The sequence below is a fragment of the Paraburkholderia xenovorans LB400 genome, assembly GCF_000013645.1.
Classification (GTDB): Bacteria; Pseudomonadota; Gammaproteobacteria; order Burkholderiales; family Burkholderiaceae; genus Paraburkholderia; species Paraburkholderia xenovorans.
Map to the genome: position 1 here is coordinate 4,091,070 of NC_007951.1, position 16,868 is coordinate 4,107,937.

13 protein-coding genes are annotated in these 16,868 nt (G+C 64.8%); 3 read left to right on the forward strand and 10 right to left on the reverse strand.

From position 1 onward, the window contains the following. Nucleotides 1-51: 51 nt before the first annotated feature. The 3 genes from fghA to BXE_RS18335 all read right to left on the reverse strand — a co-directional run bounded on the left by fghA (nt 52) and on the right by BXE_RS18335 (nt 3,711). Complete coding sequence (gene fghA / locus BXE_RS18325; RefSeq protein WP_038458535.1) at nt 52-903, reverse strand: S-formylglutathione hydrolase; 852 nt, start codon at nt 901-903, stop codon at nt 52-54. Nucleotides 904-932: 29 nt separating this feature from the next. Continuing rightward, nucleotides 933-2,039 carry an S-(hydroxymethyl)glutathione dehydrogenase/class III alcohol dehydrogenase gene (locus BXE_RS18330; RefSeq protein ID WP_011489717.1) on the reverse strand — a complete coding sequence of 369 codons (1,107 nt, stop codon included), beginning with the start codon at nt 2,037-2,039 and terminating at the stop codon, nt 933-935. Between the two features lie 226 nt (nt 2,040-2,265). Beyond that, nucleotides 2,266-3,711: a xylulokinase gene (locus BXE_RS18335; protein ID WP_011489718.1), complete on the reverse strand. Its 1,446-nt coding sequence runs from the start codon at nt 3,709-3,711 to the stop codon at nt 2,266-2,268. Between the two features lie 424 nt (nt 3,712-4,135). Here BXE_RS18335 and BXE_RS18340 point away from each other — a divergent pair, with 424 nt between their 5' ends. Next, complete coding sequence (locus tag BXE_RS18340) at nt 4,136-5,545, forward strand: nucleobase:cation symporter-2 family protein (protein WP_011489719.1); 1,410 nt, start codon at nt 4,136-4,138, stop codon at nt 5,543-5,545. 153 nt (nt 5,546-5,698) lie between these two features. On the opposite strand, the gene BXE_RS18345 is transcribed toward BXE_RS18340, so the two are convergent. The 3 genes from BXE_RS18345 to BXE_RS18355 are packed head-to-tail and all read right to left on the reverse strand — an operon-like array spanning nt 5,699 to nt 11,708. Continuing rightward, on the reverse strand, nt 5,699-7,246 hold the full coding sequence (locus tag BXE_RS18345; protein WP_011489720.1) for an efflux transporter outer membrane subunit: 1,548 nt from the start codon (nt 7,244-7,246) through the stop codon (nt 5,699-5,701). Between the two features lies 1 nt (nt 7,247). Then, the gene (locus tag BXE_RS18350; RefSeq protein WP_011489721.1) at nt 7,248-10,457 is read right to left on the reverse strand and encodes an efflux RND transporter permease subunit; all 3,210 of its coding nucleotides are present in this window, start codon (nt 10,455-10,457) and stop codon (nt 7,248-7,250) included. 18 nt (nt 10,458-10,475) lie between these two features. Next, nucleotides 10,476-11,708, reverse strand: coding sequence for an efflux RND transporter periplasmic adaptor subunit (locus BXE_RS18355; RefSeq protein ID WP_011489722.1), 1,233 nt, complete (start codon nt 11,706-11,708; stop codon nt 10,476-10,478). Nucleotides 11,709-12,137: 429 nt separating this feature from the next. On the opposite strand from BXE_RS18355, the gene BXE_RS18360 reads away from it, so the two are divergent. After that, a complete protein-coding gene (locus tag BXE_RS18360; protein ID WP_011489723.1) occupies nt 12,138-12,797 on the forward strand; it encodes a TetR family transcriptional regulator in 660 nt (219 codons plus the stop codon). Here BXE_RS18360 and BXE_RS18365 read toward each other — a convergent pair whose 3' ends face one another. Continuing rightward, on the reverse strand, nt 12,798-13,430 hold the full coding sequence (locus tag BXE_RS18365) for a cysteine hydrolase family protein (protein WP_011489724.1): 633 nt from the start codon (nt 13,428-13,430) through the stop codon (nt 12,798-12,800). A gap of 202 nt (nt 13,431-13,632) precedes the next feature. Between BXE_RS18365 and BXE_RS18370 the strand changes: the two genes are divergently transcribed. After that, a complete protein-coding gene (locus tag BXE_RS18370) occupies nt 13,633-14,628 on the forward strand; it encodes a helix-turn-helix domain-containing protein (RefSeq protein ID WP_011489725.1) in 996 nt (331 codons plus the stop codon). A 154-nt stretch (nt 14,629-14,782) separates the two neighbouring features. On the opposite strand, the gene BXE_RS18375 is transcribed toward BXE_RS18370, so the two are convergent. The 3 genes from BXE_RS18375 to BXE_RS18385 all read right to left on the reverse strand — a co-directional run bounded on the left by BXE_RS18375 (nt 14,783) and on the right by BXE_RS18385 (nt 16,618). Continuing rightward, entirely contained in the window at nt 14,783-15,544 is a 762-nt protein-coding gene (locus BXE_RS18375) for a CoxG family protein (RefSeq protein WP_011489726.1), read from the reverse strand. 32 nt (nt 15,545-15,576) lie between these two features. Beyond that, a complete protein-coding gene (locus BXE_RS18380) occupies nt 15,577-15,969 on the reverse strand; it encodes a DUF427 domain-containing protein (RefSeq protein ID WP_011489727.1) in 393 nt (130 codons plus the stop codon). Between the two features lie 151 nt (nt 15,970-16,120). Further along, complete coding sequence (locus BXE_RS18385; RefSeq protein WP_011489728.1) at nt 16,121-16,618, reverse strand: carboxypeptidase regulatory-like domain-containing protein; 498 nt, start codon at nt 16,616-16,618, stop codon at nt 16,121-16,123. Nucleotides 16,619-16,868 lie beyond the last annotated feature (250 nt).

Here is a 16,868-nt window from a genome sequence, read left to right on the forward strand (position 1 = left end):
AGGACGAAGGCGGCGGAGCATCCGCACGCCGCCTTCTCCCTGCGAAAGACTTCAGCCGAGCAGCACCTTCGCGTGATGCGCGAGATGATCCTCGATGAACGTGGAGATGAAATAGTAGCCGTGGTCGTACCCCGCGTGCCGGCGCAGCGTCAGCGGCTGACCCGCGGCCTGGCAGGCGGCTTCGAACACGTCCGGATTGAGTTGCTCCGCGAGGAACTGATCCGCGAGGCCCTGATCCACCAGAATCCCCTCCGCAAACTTGCGCGACGCCTGCGCGACCAGCTCGCTCGCGTCGTACTGCTTCCACGCTTCGCGGTCTGCGCCCAGATAACCGCTGAACGCTTTCTCACCCCACGGGCAACGCGTCGGCGCGGCGATCGGCGCGAACGCCGATACCGACCGATAGATCTCCGGATTGCGCAGCGCCAGCATCAACGCGCCGTGACCGCCCATCGAATGCCCGAAGATGCCGAGACGCGCGCCGTCTACCGGCAGATTCGCGAGCACCGTTTCGCGCAGTTCGTCACGCACGTACGAGTACATGCGATAGTGCTGCGCCCACGGCTGCTGCGTGGCGTCGACGTAAAAGCCCGCGCCCACGCCGAAGTCCCACGCCGCGCTTTCACCCGGCACGCCCGCACCGCGCGGACTGGTGTCCGGCGCGATGAGCGCAATGCCGTGCTGCGCCGCGAAGCGCTGCGCGCCGGCTTTGACCGGAAACGTCTCTTCCGTGCACGTGAGACCCGCGAGGTAGAACAGCGCGGGCACGTTCGCATTGGCCTGCAAGGCCTGCGGCGGTAGATAGATGGAGAAGCGCATCGGCAGGCCGATGGTCTGCGAGTCGTGCCGATAGATGCGCTGCTCGCCGCCGTGACAGGCGTGCGACGACAGAAGTTCAAGCATCGCCATGCTCCTCGTTGTGCCGCATTGGATTAGTACAGCACGACCGAGCGGATCGACTCGCCCTTCTTCATCAGATCGAAGCCTTCGTTGATGCGTTCGAGCGGCAGACGGTGCGTGATCAGGTCGTCGATATTGATCTTGCCTTCCATGTACCAGTCGACGATCTTCGGCACGTCCGTGCGTCCGCGCGCGCCGCCGAACGCCGAGCCTTTCCATTCGCGGCCCGTCACCAGCTGGAACGGACGCGTGCTGATCTCCTCGCCCGCCGCCGCCACGCCGATGATGAACGACTGGCCCCAGCCCTTGTGCGTGCACTCCAGCGCCTGACGCATCACCTTGGTGTTGCCGATGCACTCGAACGAATAGTCCGCGCCGCCATCAGTGAGTTGCACGATGTGATCGACCACGTTCTCCACTTCGGTCGGGTTGATGAAGTGCGTCATGCCGAACTTCTTCGCGAGTTCGACGCGGCCCGAATTGATGTCCACACCGATGATCCTGTCCGCGCCGACCATTTTGGCACCCTGGATCACGTTCAGGCCGATGCCGCCGAGACCGAACACCACCACGTTCGCGCCGGCCTCGACCTTGGCCGAATACACGACCGCGCCCACGCCCGTCGTCACACCGCAGCCGATGTAGCAGATCTTGTCGAAGGGCGCGTCTTCACGCACCTTGGCGACCGCGATTTCCGGCACGACGATGTAGTTCGAAAACGTGGACGTGCCCATGTAGTGGAACAAAGGCTTGCCGTCGATCGAGAAACGCGAGGTCGAGTCGGGCATCAGACCCTTGCCCTGCGTCGATCGGATTGCCTGACAGAGATTGGTCTTGCGCGACAGGCAGAACTTGCACTGCCGGCATTCCGGCGTGTAGAGCGGAATGACGTGGTCGCCCTTCTTCAGCGTGCCGACACCCGGCCCGGTGTCGACGATCACGCCCGCGCCTTCGTGGCCGAGAATCGCCGGGAAAATGCCTTCCGGATCCGCGCCGGAGAGCGTGTAGTAATCGGTATGGCAGATGCCCGTGGCCTTCACTTCGATCAGGACTTCACCGGCCCGCGGACCTTCCAGATCGACTTCCTCGATCGTCAACGGGGCGCCGGCTTTCCATGCGATTGCTGCTTTGGTCTTCATCGTGAATGCTCCTGTGAGTCTGTCAATGCAAGGCGCGTTGCGTGCCCGGAACCCCGCGGCGCGCACGTGCTGCGATTCGGTACTGCGGTTGATGCGTGTGCCGCACCAGGGGCAAAGCCTGTTGCCGCCACCCGGCGCAGTGCGCCGAGCTACACGTTAGCGCGCGAAACACGTAATGGTATTGCAAAGTGCGTCACTGCATTGTCTGAACCTGATATGAAAACGCTCACCGCGAATGCGTGCCGTCGAACCATGTTTCGACGCGCCCATAGAGATCGAGAAAGCGCGCGTAGCGTTCGGCGAGCGCCGCATCGCCTCGCGGACCGGCGACACGCGTCGCGCCGGGCGCGAGCGCGGCGAGATCGCGCGCGTGCCAGTGCCCGCTCGCAAGGCCGCCGAGAATGGCCGCGCCGCGCGGCGCGGCGTTCGGACAATCGACCGCGTGCAGTTCGACGTTCAACGCATCGGCGAGCAACTGCCGCCAGTGCGCGTCGATGGAACCGCCGCCCGCCAGCTTCAATGCCGTCACCGTCGCGCCGCTCGCGCGAATCGCGTCGAGGCCGGCGCGCAACGAGAACGCGACGCCTTCGAACGCGGCGCGCATCATCGTGCCGCGCGTGTGATCGAGGGCAAGGCCGAGCCAGCCGCCGCGCGCCATCGGGTTGAGCCAGGGCGTGCGTTCGCCCGTGAGATAAGGCAGAAACGTGAGGCCCGACGCAGCCGTTGTGCTCGCGCCGGCTGCGTCGCCGAACGCGTCACGATACGCATCGGCCCATTCATACGACAGCCAGCCGCGTACCCGTTCGAGCGCAATGCCGACGTTCTGCATTGCCGCCATCCGGTACCAGTGGTCGCTCGCCGCCCGATAGCGATGCAAGCCTCTGGCCGCCGCAGGCGCACACTCGGCCAGTACGACGATTTGTCCGCCGGTGCCGGTGGTCAGCAAGGCGTCGCCGTCGTGCGCGAGTCCGCTGCCGAGTGCGGCGCACGGCGTATCCGCTGCGCCCGTCGCGAGCACGATGCCGGGGCGCAAACCCAGAGCCTGTGCCGCCTTTTCCGATAGCACGCCACCCGCGGCATAAGACGGCGCCAGCGGCGCGAACCACGCGCGCGGAATACCGAGCCGATCGAGTAGCGCCGCGTCCCACATGCCCGCTGGATCGGCGAGCGCGGTGGCGCAGGCATCGGACGGATCGGTCACGACAGCGCCGCCCAGCGCGACGCGCAGCCAGTCTTTCGGTTGCAGCGCCCAACGCGTGCGGCTCGCGGACTGCGGTTCGTGCAACACGATCCAGCGCAGCAGCGGACCGGCCATGCCCGGCGCAACCGGATTCGGCTGCGGCTCGGGCCACGCGTCGAGCAAGGCCAGCGCGCGGGTGTCGGGCCACAGCATGGCGGGCCGCACGGCCTCGCCCGCCTCGTCGATCAGCACGACGCCGTGCATCTGGCCGGAAAAGCCAATGGCCCGCACCTCGCGGCGCAGACCGTCCGGCAGACGTGCGGCGGCTTCGCACAGCGCGCGCCACCACGTTTGCACCGACGTCTCCGCCCAACCCGCATGCGGCGTTTCGATTGCATAAGCGACGCTCGCCACCGCCTGCTCGCGACCGTTTTCGTCGACGATCGCCACTTTGAGAGAGCCGGTGCCCAGGTCGATGCCGAGAAAACTCATGGATGATTGAGCGTGAAATTGGGAATCGAGATGAACACGCGAAAGCGTGCCCGAAAGCTGTATTTTTTCACCGGCGTACTGCTTCGGCAAAGCGCGCAAACGCATGCCGACAATCCCGGATCGCGGGTTAACCCACCCGCGCCGCAAGCCGCATCAAAACAGGACTATGCGGCGAGCGGGATACACCTCATTGATTCTCACACATATCACGCGAAGCCGGGCTTGCGCGACACACGGCCTCGCGTCCCCCCTGCAAGGGGCTGACCGCCAATGAACCCGGTCCGCACATTGATATTGGCTTTCAAAAGGCGCGCACGCATATCGTCACCGGGAATGCCGGAATAGGCTCCAGCGGTCTTGTTGCGCCTTTTCGTCCCCGATACCTTGGAGCCATCCCAAAAACGAGATGGTGGAGACAGACGATATGCAATCGAACGCGGTTCACCCGTGCGACCAGCGACTGCCCGCAGGCCAGTTGCTCACCCTCGGCATTCAGCACGTTCTGGTGATGTACGCCGGCGCGGTCGCCGTCCCGCTGATCATCGGCGCGGCGCTCAAGTTGCCGAAGGACCAGATCGCCTTCCTGATCAGCGCTGACCTGTTTTCCTGCGGCATCGCCACGCTGATCCAGACACTCGGCCTGTGGATCTTCGGCATCCGTCTGCCGGTCATCATGGGCTGCACGTTCGCGGCCGTCGGGCCGATGGTCGCGATCGGCACCAATCCCTCGCTCGGCATTCTCGACATTTTCGGCTCGACGATTGCGGCCGGTGTGGTCGGGATCCTGCTCGCGCCGGCGGTCGGCAAGTTGCTGCGGTTCTTTCCGCCGGTCGTGATCGGCGTGGTGATCTCGGTGATCGGTCTGTCGCTGATGGAAGTCGGCATCAACTGGGCGGCCGGCGGCGTGGGCAATCCCGATTACGGCAATCCGGTCTATCTCGGCCTCTCGCTGATCGTGCTGATGCTGATCCTGCTGATCAACAAGTTCGCCCGGGGCTTCCTCGCCAATATCTCGGTGCTGCTCGGCATTGTCGCGGGCTTCGTGATCGCGCTGGCGCTCGGCCGCGTCAATATGGAAGGCGTGACGCACGCACCGTGGGTCGGCTTCATCATGCCGTTCCACTTCGGCCTGCCGCACTTCGACCCGCTGTCGATCGCGACGATGGTCACCGTGATGTTCGTCACCTTCATCGAATCGACCGGCATGTTTCTCGCGGTCGGCGACATGGTGGACCGCCCGGTCGATCAGAAGACGCTGGTGCGCGGCCTGCGCGTAGACGGCCTGGGCACGCTGATCGGCGGCATCTTCAACTCGTTTCCGCATACCTCGTTCTCGCAGAACGTCGGCCTGATCGGCGTGACCGGCGTGAAGAGCCGCTTTGTCTGCGCGATGGGCGGCGTGATCCTGGTGCTGCTGGGCCTGTTCCCGAAGATGGCGCAGGTGGTCGCGTCGGTGCCGGCCTTCGTGCTCGGCGGCGCGGGCATCGTGATGTTCGGCATGGTTGCGGCGAACGGCATCAAGGTGCTCTCGAAGGTCGACTTCGTGAAGAACCACCACAACCTGTTTATCGTCGCGGTCAGTATCGGCCTGGGTCTCGTGCCGGTGGTGTCGCCGCACTTCTTTTCGAAGCTGCCGCCGGCGCTCTCGCCGCTGCTGCATAGCGGGATTCTGCTGGCTTCCGTGTCGGCGGTCGTGCTGAACCTGATCTTCAACGGCGTGAAGAGCGAGAAGAAGGCACGCTGCGAGATTCGCAGCGCCGGACACGATTTCGACGGACGCGGCGGCAACGAACCACGACGCGACGAGATGCTGCGCGCAGCGGACCTGCACTGAACGGCACGCAATCCGGCGCCGCGCGAGCAATGTCGCGCGAGCGCCGTGCATAAAAAAACGCCACGGCATGCCGTGGCGTTTTTCATGTGACTGGCCCCGCAGAACGGTTTTACTGAAACAGAAACCCGCCTTGCGCGCCTGAAGCTACAGGACTCAACCCGCCGTAGCGGCCGAAGCCGCCACCGGCGCACTCGCCGCACCGTAGTCGACCGGCGCGTCGGCCGGCCGCGGCTGATCGCCGTTGTGCTCGACCCAGCCGCCGCCCAGTGCCTGATACAACGTCACGAGGTTCTGCAGACGTTCCATCCGGGCCGTGACCAGCAACTGCTGCGACGAATACAGATCCGTCTGCGCGGTCAGCACCGACAGATAACTATCGACGCCATTCGTATAGCGCAGATTCGACAGATCCAGCCGGCGTTGTTCCGCAAAAGTATTGCGCTCCAGCGCCTGGATCTGCTGATCGTACGTGCCGCGTGCCGCCAGGGCGTCTGCCACTTCGCGGAAGGCCGTCTGGATCGCCTTTTCATACGTGGCGATCTGGACTTTCTTCTGGATGTTGGCGAGATCGAGGTTGGCAAGATTCTGCCCGCCTTCGAAGATCGGCAGCGTGATCGACGGCGCGAAGCTCCACGCCGCCGAACCCGGCTTGAACAACCCGCCGAGCGACGGGCTCAGCGTACCGAAGCTGCCGGTCAGCGAAACCTTCGGGAAGAACGCGGCCCGCGCCGCGCCGATGTTCGCGTTGGCGGCCAGCAGATTCTCTTCGGCCTCCATGATGTCCGGCCGGCGCGTCAGCAGATCGGACGGCAGACCCGCCGGAATATCCGTGAGCAGATTCTGGTTGTCCAGCGTCATGCCCGGCGGCAGATCGTCCGGCAACGGCTCGCCGAGAAGCAGCACGAGCGCGTTATCCGCCTGAGCCCGCAGCCGCTGCTGCTGCTGCAGGTTGGCCAGGGCCTGCTCGACCACGGTTTGCGACTGGCGCAGATCCAGTTCCGAACCCGTACCGTTGTCGAACTGCAGCTTGGCGATCCGATACGATTCCTGCGAGGTCTTCAACGTGTTCTCGGTGACCTTCAGCAGGTCGTCGAGTTCGAGCACCGTCATGTACTGGTTCGCCACCTGCGAGACCAGCGTGATTTCCGCCGCCTTGCGCGCCTGAGCCGTGGCCAGGTACTGCGCCAACGCCTGATCCTTCAGGCTCTGAATCCGCCCGAAGAAGTCGATTTCCCACGACGCGTTCAGCCCGACCGAGTACGAGTTGGAAATCGTCTGGTCGAAGAACGACAGGTCTTTAGGCGTGCGCTGCTTGGTTTGCGACGCCGAGGCGTCGAGCGTAGGCAGCAGGCCGGCGCGAACGATCCGGAACTGCGCGGCCGAAGCCTGCATGTTCAGCACCGACACGCGCAGATCGCGGTTGTTCTTCAGCGCGATCTCGATCAACCGCTGCATGCGCGGATCGACGAAGAAATCGCGCCAGCCGATATCCGCCGCGGCCTGGCCGCTCGCGGTGCGCGCGGCGCCTGTCGTGCCGGGCTGCTGCTGGCCCGGCTGGGTCGCGCCCGGTTGCGTGTCGTACACGCCGCCGGTCGGGAAGGTCGCCGTGACGGGTGCGGCCGGGCGCTCATATTTCGGCGCCATCGTGCAACCCGCCGCGAACAGCGCGACCGCCACTGCAATCAGAGAGTGTTTTTGCATCTCAGTGTCCGTCCTTGCCCGAGCCTTCATCAGCCGCCCCGCCGCCCTGGCCGTCATGCGGATGGTGCTGGTTATAGTGTGCGAGCGCCTCATCCGGGTCTTCCTTCTCGCCGCCGAACTTCGCACGGATCACGACGAAGAACATCGGGATCATGAAAATCGCGAGGAAGGTCGCCGTCAACATCCCGCCGATCACGCCGGTACCGATCGCGTGCTGGCTGGCCGAGCCCGCGCCGTTACTGATGGCGAGCGGCATCACGCCGAGAATGAACGCGAGCGAGGTCATCAGGATTGGACGCAGCCGCAGACGCGCTGCTTCCAGCGCGGCCTCGACCGGCCCCATGCCTTCACTCTGCTGCAGTTCGCGGGCGAATTCCACGATCAGAATCGCGTTCTTCGCCGACAGGCCCACGGTGGTCAACAGACCCACCTGGAAGAACACGTCGTTCTCGAGCCCGCGCAGCGTGGCGGCCAGCAGTGCGCCGATCACGCCGAGCGGCACCACCATGATCACCGAGAACGGGATCGACCAGCTTTCATACAGTGCCGCGAGACACAGGAACACGACGAGGATCGAGATGCCGTACAGAATCGGCGCCTGCGAACCGGACTGGCGCTCCTGCAGCGACAGGCCCGTCCATTCGTAGCCGACACCCGCCGGCAGCTTCGCCACCAGGGCTTCCATCGCCGTCATGGCCTGACCGGTCGACTTGCCCGGTGCCGCCGCGCCCTGGATTTCCACCGCGGAAATACCGTTGTAGCGTTCCAGCTTCGGCGAACCGTAGGTCCACGTGCCGCTCGCGAACGACGAGAACGGCACCATGTTACCCGCGCCATTACGCACGTACCACGCGTTCAGGTCTTCCGGTTTCATGCGGAACGGCGCGTCGCCCTGCAAATACACCTTCTTGATCCGGCCGTCGGTATCGAGGAAGTTGTTCACGTACTGCGACGCCCACGCGATCGAGAACGTCTGGTCGATCGCGGACAGCGACACGCCGAGCGCCGAAGCCTTCTCGTGGTCGATATCCACCTTGAACTGCGGCGTGTCGTTCAGGCCGTTCGGACGCACCTGAGCCAGCGTCGGATCTTTCGCCGCCATGCCCAGCAACATATTGCGTGCTTCCATCAGCTTTTCGTGACCGACGCCCGCGCGATCCTGCAATTCGAAGTCGAAGCCCGCGGCGGTGCCGAGTTCAGGAATCGACGGCGGATTCACCGGATACACCAGCGCGTTCTTGTAGCTGCCGAAGTGCATGAAGAGACGGCCCACCAGCGCCTGCACCTTCTGGTCCGAGTGCTGACGTTGCGCGTAATCCTTCATGCGCACGAACACGAGACCCGCATTCTGGCCGCGACCGGCAAAGCTGAAGCCGTTCACGGTAAAGGTCGATTCGACGATGCTCTTCTCGGTGTTGAGCAGATAGTCGGACACGTCCTTCAACGCGCGCGCCGTGGTTTCCTGCGTCGAGCCCGACGGCGTTTGCACCAGCACGAACATCGTGCCCTGGTCTTCGTCAGGCAGGAACGACTTGGGCAACTTCACGAACAGCAGGCCGACCGCGAAAATCACTACCATATAGATGATCAGCCAGCGGCCCGAGCGCTTGATCACGTGGTGCACGCCGGAGTGATACTTGTCGCGGCTCTTGTTGAAGGTGCGGTTGAACCAGCCGAAGAAACCGGTGGTTTTTTCCTGATGACCCTTTTCGATCGGCTTGAGGATCGTCGCGCACAATGCCGGCGTCAGAATCAACGCCACCAGCACGGACAGCACCATGGCCGCCACGATCGTCAGCGAGAACTGCCGGTAAATTGCGCCGACCGAACCGCCCGAGAACGCCACCGGCACGAACACCGCCGACAACACGAGCGCCACGCCGACCAGCGCGCCAGTAATCTGATCCATCGCCTTGCGGGTTGCATCACGAGGCGATAAGCCCTCCTCCTGCATCACCCGCTCGACGTTTTCCACCACCACGATCGCATCGTCCACCAGCAAGCCGATCGCCAGCACGAGCCCGAACATGGACAGCGTGTTGATCGAGAAGCCCACCAGCCCCATGATCGCGAACGTGCCCAGCAGCACCACCGGCACGGCGATCGTCGGGATCAGCGTGGCGCGCAGGTTCTGCAGGAACAGGTACATGACCAGGAACACCAGCACGATACCTTCGAGCAGCGTCTTGACCACTTCTTCGATCGACAGGCGCACGAACGGCGTGGTGTCGTACGGGTACTGCACGACCAGACCGTGCGGGAAGTACTTGGACAGTTCGGCGACCTTCGCGCGCACCGCCGTGGCGGTGGCCAGCGCGTTCGCGCCGGTAGCGAGCTGAATACCGAAGCCTGCCGTAGGCTGGCCGTTGTACTTGGTGTCGAAGTTGTAGTTTTCGCCACCCAGCTCGATGCGGCCGACGTCCTTGATACGGACCTGCGAGCCGTCCGGGTTCACCTTCAGCAACACGTTGCCGAACTGTTCAGGCGTGTTCAGCAGCGTGGCTTCCGTGATGGTGGCCTGCAACACCTGGCCCGGCACCGACGGCGTGCCGCCGAGCGAACCGCCCGCGACCTGCACGTTCTGCGCCGTCAACGCCGTTTGCACATCCACCGGCGTGAGGCCGAAGTTGGTGAGCTTGTTCGCGTCCAGCCAGATCCGCATGGCGTACTGCGAGCCGAACAGCGTCACCGTGCCCACGCCGTCGATACGGCTGACCGGATCCTGAATGTTCGACGCGACGTAGTTCGCCAGGTCGTACTTGTTCATGCTGCCGTCTTCGGACACGAACGCCATGACCAGCAGGAAGCTGCTGCTCGACTTCGTGACCTTGGTGCCCAGCTGTTGCACGGCTTGCGGCAGCAGCGGCGTGGCGAGCTGCAGCTTGTTCTGCACCTGCACCTGCGCGATGTCAGGATTGGTGCCGGCCGCGAACGTCAGCGTGATGGTTGCCGTGCCCGAGTCGTCCGACGTGGACGACAGGTACAGCAAGTGGTCGAGACCACTCATCTGCTGCTCGATCACCTGCGTGACGGTGTTTTCCACCGTCTTCGCCGAGGCGCCCGGGTACGTAGCGCTGATCTGCACGGCCGGCGGCGCGATGGTCGGGTATTGCGCGATCGGCAGCGTAAAGACCGACGCGATACCCGCGAGCATCAGAATAATGGCGATCACCCATGCAAAAATCGGGCGATCAATGAAGAACTTTGCCATGAGGCGGGCTCCCTGTTATTACGCGCCCGATGCAGCGGAGGCAGGTTGAGCCATCTGCGCAGCACCGCTGGCGGCCGGCGCGCCCTGAGCGGAGGCGTCGGAAGCGGGTGTGGCGGGAAGTTGCGCGGCAACGGCCTTGACCTGCATGCCGGGTTTCGCCTTGTCGGTGCCCTGCACGATCACGCGGTCGCCCGGATTCAGGCCGCTTTCGACCACCCAGTTCGAACCATACGTGCCGGACGTAACCAGTTGACGCAGTGCGACCTTGTTGTCGTTACCGACGACCAGCGCGGTGGGCTGCCCCTTCTGGTCGTGCGTCACGCCGACTTGCGGCACCACGAGCGCGTTGTCGTTCACGCCTTCGTCGATGCGCGCGCGCACGAACATGCCAGGCAGCAGCACCCGGTCGGCGTTCTTGAAGATCGCGCGCACCGTGACCGAACCGGTGCCCTGGTCGACCGTCACGTCGGTGAACTGCAGCTTGCCCTTTTCCGAATAGGTGCGGCCGTCTTCGAGAATCAGCGACACTCTGGCGGCGTCCGGACCCGTCGTTTTCAGGCGCCCTTCCTGCATGTCGCGGCGCAGCTTCAGGCCGTCGAGGCTCGATTGCGTCAGGTCCACATAGACCGGATCGAGTGTCTGCACGGTGGCCATCAGCGTGGCGGCGCTGGCTTGCACGTAGGCGCCCGGCGTGACCTGCGAGATGCCGACCTGGCCGCTCACCGGCGACACGACGTCGGTGTAGCCCAGATTGATCTGCGCCGTGTCGACCGCCGCCTTGCCCGCTGCGACGTCAGCCGCCGCCTGGCCTTCCGCCGCGACCGCGTTGTCGTAGTCCTGCTTGCTGACCGCGTTGGCGGCAACCAGCACCTTGTAGCGATTGGCCTGCGCCGTGGTGGACACGAGATTGGCCTGCGCCTTCGCCAGCGTCGCCTTGGCGTTGTTCAACGTGGCGATGTACGGCGCCGGATCGATCTTGTACAGACGCTGACCCGCCTTGACCTGGCTGCCTTCCGTGAACTCGCGGCGCAGCACGATGCCGTCGACCCGCGCGCGCACTTGCGCGACGAGGAAGGCACTGGTGCGGCCGGGCAATTCGGTGACGACGGGGACGGCCGTCGGCTGAACTGTGACAACGCCGACTTCGGGCGTTTGGGGCGGCGGCGCAGATTGTTTTGGTCCGCACGCTGCCAGCAATACGGCAGCCGTCGCGGCACTGATTAAGCGGAATGGAACCCGTTCGACGCGCATGGAGCGACCTCTGTCTAAGACTGAGAGAATGAAAAAGTGCGAGCATCCCTACGCCGGGGACAGCAGCGCACGCATGCGTCTCGCGACGCCTGACCGGATGCCCGTGGACGCAAACCGAACCTGCAGGGCATCCTGAACGAAATGCGCCATACCGGGGAAATGCCGCACGGCGCCGCCCATTCCGGCACGGCGCAAAGAGCGTTTTGAAAGGCAACAGTGACGGATATTAACGTTTCGTCACGGCTTGGGCTATCCGATCGTGGGATGCTATTATATATACATTCACGAATGCATGTAAAAGTGCGTTTACATCGCTTGCAGGCGGGGGGCTTGCAAGATCGCTTCACAATTCGCTCAGGCGTAGATGGATTGTCATCGGGCGTACTTAAAAGCGCCTGAGACCCCCACAATCAGGGCAGGCATTCCTACATGGTCCGTAGAACCAAAGAAGAGGCGCTGGAGACGCGCAATAGCATTCTCGACGCGGCCGAGCGCGTTTTCTTCGAGAAGGGCGTTTCGCGCACGTCGCTTGCCGACATCGCGCAGGCCGCCGGCGTCACGCGCGGCGCGATCTACTGGCACTTCGCGCATAAAAGCGACCTGTTCACTGAAATGTTCGACCGCGTGCTGCTGCCGCTGGACGAACTCAAAGCCGCCTCGCAAGACCCCAACGAGCCCGATCCGCTCGGCCGGCTAATGGAAATCTGCACGGTCTGCCTGCGCGACACCGCGAACGATCCACGCCGCCGGCGCGTGTTCGACATCCTGTTTCTGAAATGCGAACTGGTCGAGGAAATGGGCCCGGTGATGGTCCGCTATCAGACCAACATGCGCGAAGGACTCGCGAAAATCGAAGGCGGCCTGCGCAACGCCATCTCCAAAGGGCAAATGCCCGCGGATCTGGACACGAAGCTGGCCGCGGCTATGGTGCACGCGTTTGTCAGCGGTTCGCTGCGCGACATGCTGTTCCTGCCCGACGCCACGGATTTCGGCGCTCACGCCGTGCAGATGGTGGAAGGCATGTTCGACGCGCTGAAGCTGAGCCCGGCGCTGCGCAACGGGCATGCACGGCGAACAGCCGGTGGCTAGTTACGCCGTGGCCCGTCTGGCCCGCGCCTTCTGGTTCGACGCATAGATATTGCCGCGCGCCAGCGGCGTCCCGCCCTGCACCGCCGCGATCCACTCGTCCGTGCTCGCCACCGCCGCGAAGCGCGATTGCAGCACCACGCTGAACACGCGGTGAATCTCCTCGGCGCTGGCGAACCCCGCGCTGTTCTCGTACGGCACCGAGCCGGTCGCGTCGTGCAGAAATTCGACCGCAAGCCCGGAGTGAACCGCGTGGTTGATGGTCGACGCGTCGCAGTTGTGCGTCATGTAGCCGGTGACCGTCAGCGTATCGATCTGGCGCGCGGCGAGCCAGCCGGCCAGATCGGTCCCGGTGAAGGCGCTCGGCAAGGACTTCTCCACGTAATGATCGCGCGCCCGCTCGCTCACCACCGGATGCAGTTCCGCCCCATTGCTGCCGCGCGCGAACAACGGCGAGCCGGCCGGCGCGAAGTTCTGCACGATCACCACCGGCACGCCGGCCGCCCGCGCCGCATCCATCGCACGGGCGATGTTGGCGAGCGAGCTTTGCACGTCCGGGTATTCGATCGGCAGATCGCCGGTCACGTATTCGTTCTGCACATCGATGACGATCAGCGCACGGCGCGGTGTGGTCATGGCAAGACTCCTCGGTAGAGTAAAGGGATGGGGATGGCGGGCGCCGCGCGGGCTGCTGGTCCAGTCCAGTCCAGTCCGGGTCCGGGCTTCGGGCGAGTTGCGGCGATGACGGCATTGTTCTCCCACACCCAATTCCACGACAGCGACCCGAATGACAAGATTCGCTAGAATCGGGCCATCGTCGGATCTCTTGAGGTGACTGATGGCCACGCCCGCTTCTTCCGCCGCGACGCACGGCGAACCGCCCCGTCACGTCGTCGCGGTGGTCGCGTTCGACCGCATCAGTCCGTTCCATCTGTCGGTGCCGTGCGTGGTGTTCGGCGAGGATCGCAGCGGCGGCGGCGTGCCGGACTTCGACTTCCGCGTCTGCGCTGCTGAAACGGGCGCGCTGACCACCACAGCGGGCTTTTCGATCGCCGTCACGCATGGACTCGAAGCGCTGGCCGATGCCGATACGATCATCGTGCCGAGCTGGCGCGACCCGGCCGAAACGCCGCCCGCCGCGCTGCTCGACGCGCTGCGCGCCGCCCATGCGCGCGGCGCGCAACTGGTCGGGCTATGCCTGGGCGCGTTCGTACTGGCGGCCGCCGGCCTTCTCGACGGCCGTCCGGCCTCGACGCATTGGGCATGGGCCGACGACTTCGCGCGCCGTTACCCGCGCGTGCGCCTCGACCCCAACGTGCTCTATGTCGACGACGGCAACGTGCTGACCTCGGCCGGCACCGCCGCCGGCCTCGACTGCTGTCTGCATGTGATGCGCAAGATGTGCGGCGCGCAGGTGGCCAATCACGTGGCGCGCCGGCTGGTGGTGCCGCCGCATCGGCAAGGCGGCCAGGCGCAATTCGTTCAGCAGCCCATGCCGCCGAATGTGCGCGGCGACCGGCTGTCGGGCCTGCTCGACTGGGTGAGCGGCAATCTGGCGTTGCCGCATACGCTCGATACGCTCGCCGGGCGCGCGCTGATGAGCCGCCGCACCTTTACGCGCCGCTTCCGGCTCGCCATCGGCACGACCGTAGGTGCATGGTTGCTGGCACAGCGGCTCGCACGCGCGCAGCAACTGCTGGAAAGCACCGACGAGTCGGTGGAAGCGATCGCGGGAATCGCCGGTTTCGGCTCGGCCGCTTCGCTACGGCAGCATTTCGCGGAGGCGTTCCGCACGTCGCCGTCCGCATGGCGAAGAGAGTTTCGCGGCGTGTAAGTGCACGAGTGGCACGAGTGGCACGAGCGCGCTGCTGGCGGGATCCTCTCCGACGACATTTCGTAGCAAGCCACCGGAATTTCGTAGTCGCGCTGACGCGACAGCAACTGCGCGGCGAGTCCCGCTTGTGCCCGGACGACCGAACCGCAAAAAATCAACGCTCGCTGATCCAGCGCGCGACGTACAACAGCAGCGCCACCAGAAAGATCATCGCCGCCCAGGCCCAGTTCGGGACTGCGTGCGGACTGGGCTCGTGGTGCGAGACCCCGTGCGACACGCCAGGCGAGGTGCCGTGCGACGCGCCCGCCGCACGCCCCGGCAACGCATTGCCGTGATCCGGGCGCACGCGCCGCGCCATGCCGCCGAGCGTGATCGGTCGCAGAAACACGTGCTGGCGGCGTACCGCCGAACCTCGCGCGCGATTCGGACCTTGCCCGTGCTTGGCGCGCACGACCGCGTCAAACTCGGCGAAGAAGTCGTCGGCCAGTTGATGCAGCGCGTTTTCGAGTTGACGCGTAGGCAGTTCGGCGAGCGGGCCGGACGAAGTCGCCCAGATCGTGTAATCGATCCGCGTGCCGCGCGCCTTGTCACCGCCGAGCGCGCTCTCGTCCGCGCGCACGCGCACTTCGATCTGGCCGCGCAAGGCGCCGATCCCTTCGGCGCGGGCTTTGAAATTGATGGTGCGGCGCTGCGCGTCCGCCGGTCCGGAATCCTGCCCGGCCACGTGGGCACGCGCTTCATAACGCGCGCGCAGCGGCCCGAGCGGCACGGTCATGACCAGCTCGTATTCGCCGTGCGCGAGGCGCGTGAACGACTCGCAGTTGTCGAGGCTGGCGCGTAGCAGCGCGAGGTCTTGAAGCGCCTCCCAGACGTCGGACGGCGCAAGCGGAATCCGTAACGCGTCGTTCAGTTCCATGCCAGCCTCCCCGATGAACGCGCGACAGTGGATCAGGACGTCTGATCGATGCGGTCGACGCGCGATGCGTAAAACGCGAGATACCCTTTGATCTGGACCGCCGACTCGAGCGGCGTTTCGTAACTCCACACGGCGTTTTCGATCAGGCCGTCTTCCGTACGCAGATGGAAGTACGACGCGTCGCCTTTGAACGGACAGTGCGACGTGTGCGCCGAACGTTCGAGCCGGGCCATGTTCACATCCGAACGCGGAAAATAGAACACGTCCGGCAAACCGGTTTCCGCCAGGGTCAGCCCCGCCTGCGTGTCGGCCATAGTCACACCACCGTGTATCACGCGCACCCGATGGTTGTTGCCGGTGATCACGATGGTATGCCCGCCCGTGCTCGCGCCGGGGCTTCCGTGAGGTGTCAAGGCATCGCTCATGTCTCGGCTCCGTGATGGGATGCGGTACTGCAAACAGTAAAGCCACGGGGCGTGCCCGTGGCTTCATTATCGGCCAAAGTCCGGCCGATTGCGCGGCGTTCCTGCATGGAGGATGAGGTGCGCCGCTACGTCGTGCAAACCGGCACCGCGCTTATTGCGTGTTCCAGTAGAACGCGGCCTTCGCCGTGCCCTTGGCCGGCACGGTCACCGCTTTGGACTGGTCGCGGTCCTTGTATTGCGCATGCACCGTGTAGCGGCCCGGGCGCAGTTTGACCAGCATGTAAGGTCCGCGGGACGTGGTGCTCAGCACCTCGCCGTTGTGCGCATCGACCACGCGCACATGCACGTCGGCGAGAAAGTCGGAACCGGGGCCGGTAAAGCGCAGCGACAGCGGCCACTGGCTTTGCGCCTGCTGCAGCGCCTTCGATTCGTCGAGACCGACGCCGCCCGACACGAACGAGACATCGCCTTGCTGCTGGATTTGCGGCAGACCGCCACCGTTGGCGTTGCCCGCGCTGGTTTGATCGGCGGTCGTGCCGCCGGTCGTATCGCTCGCCTGCTGCGCATACGCGCCACCCGCCAGACCGAGCGTGAGCGCTGCGCATACCGCAGCGGCTACGATCCTTCGCTGATTGCGTTGGGTTTTCATCGGTTCGCTCCTTGTTAGAACTTATGCCTGCTTATCCGGTCTCCCGCAATGGGCCCGGATCACAGCAGACGCAACGCGCGTGCCAGGCAGTCGGCGCGCCCGTCGGGAAGTCGCTGCGCGCCACGCCGGGTGGCGCACGGCATTCTTTGTCGATAGCTGCTTCCAGATGAAATTGCTGGCCCGCTGGCAGTAAATGCAACGGGCCGGCAACCATTACTTCAATTCGCGGGCGGACCAGCAAGACCGTCGG

Coding starts and splice junctions, on each gene's coding strand:
- BXE_RS18370 (WP_011489725.1), top strand. CDS start 13,633: ATGGCCACGCCCGCTTCTTCCGCCGCGACGCACGGCGAACCGCCCCGT.
- BXE_RS18340 (WP_011489719.1), top strand. CDS start 4,136: ATGCAATCGAACGCGGTTCACCCGTGCGACCAGCGACTGCCCGCAGGC.
- BXE_RS18365 (WP_011489724.1), bottom strand. CDS start 13,430: ATGACCACACCGCGCCGTGCGCTGATCGTCATCGATGTGCAGAACGAA.
- BXE_RS18350 (WP_011489721.1), bottom strand. CDS start 10,457: ATGGCAAAGTTCTTCATTGATCGCCCGATTTTTGCATGGGTGATCGCC.
- BXE_RS18385 (WP_011489728.1), bottom strand. CDS start 16,618: ATGAAAACCCAACGCAATCAGCGAAGGATCGTAGCCGCTGCGGTATGC.
- BXE_RS18360 (WP_011489723.1), top strand. CDS start 12,138: ATGGTCCGTAGAACCAAAGAAGAGGCGCTGGAGACGCGCAATAGCATT.
- BXE_RS18330 (WP_011489717.1), bottom strand. CDS start 2,039: ATGAAGACCAAAGCAGCAATCGCATGGAAAGCCGGCGCCCCGTTGACG.
- BXE_RS18345 (WP_011489720.1), bottom strand. CDS start 7,246: ATGCAAAAACACTCTCTGATTGCAGTGGCGGTCGCGCTGTTCGCGGCG.
- BXE_RS18375 (WP_011489726.1), bottom strand. CDS start 15,544: ATGGAACTGAACGACGCGTTACGGATTCCGCTTGCGCCGTCCGACGTC.
- BXE_RS18335 (WP_011489718.1), bottom strand. CDS start 3,711: ATGAGTTTTCTCGGCATCGACCTGGGCACCGGCTCTCTCAAAGTGGCG.
- BXE_RS18380 (WP_011489727.1), bottom strand. CDS start 15,969: ATGAGCGATGCCTTGACACCTCACGGAAGCCCCGGCGCGAGCACGGGC.
- fghA (WP_038458535.1), bottom strand. CDS start 903: ATGCTTGAACTTCTGTCGTCGCACGCCTGTCACGGCGGCGAGCAGCGC.
- BXE_RS18355 (WP_011489722.1), bottom strand. CDS start 11,708: ATGCGCGTCGAACGGGTTCCATTCCGCTTAATCAGTGCCGCGACGGCT.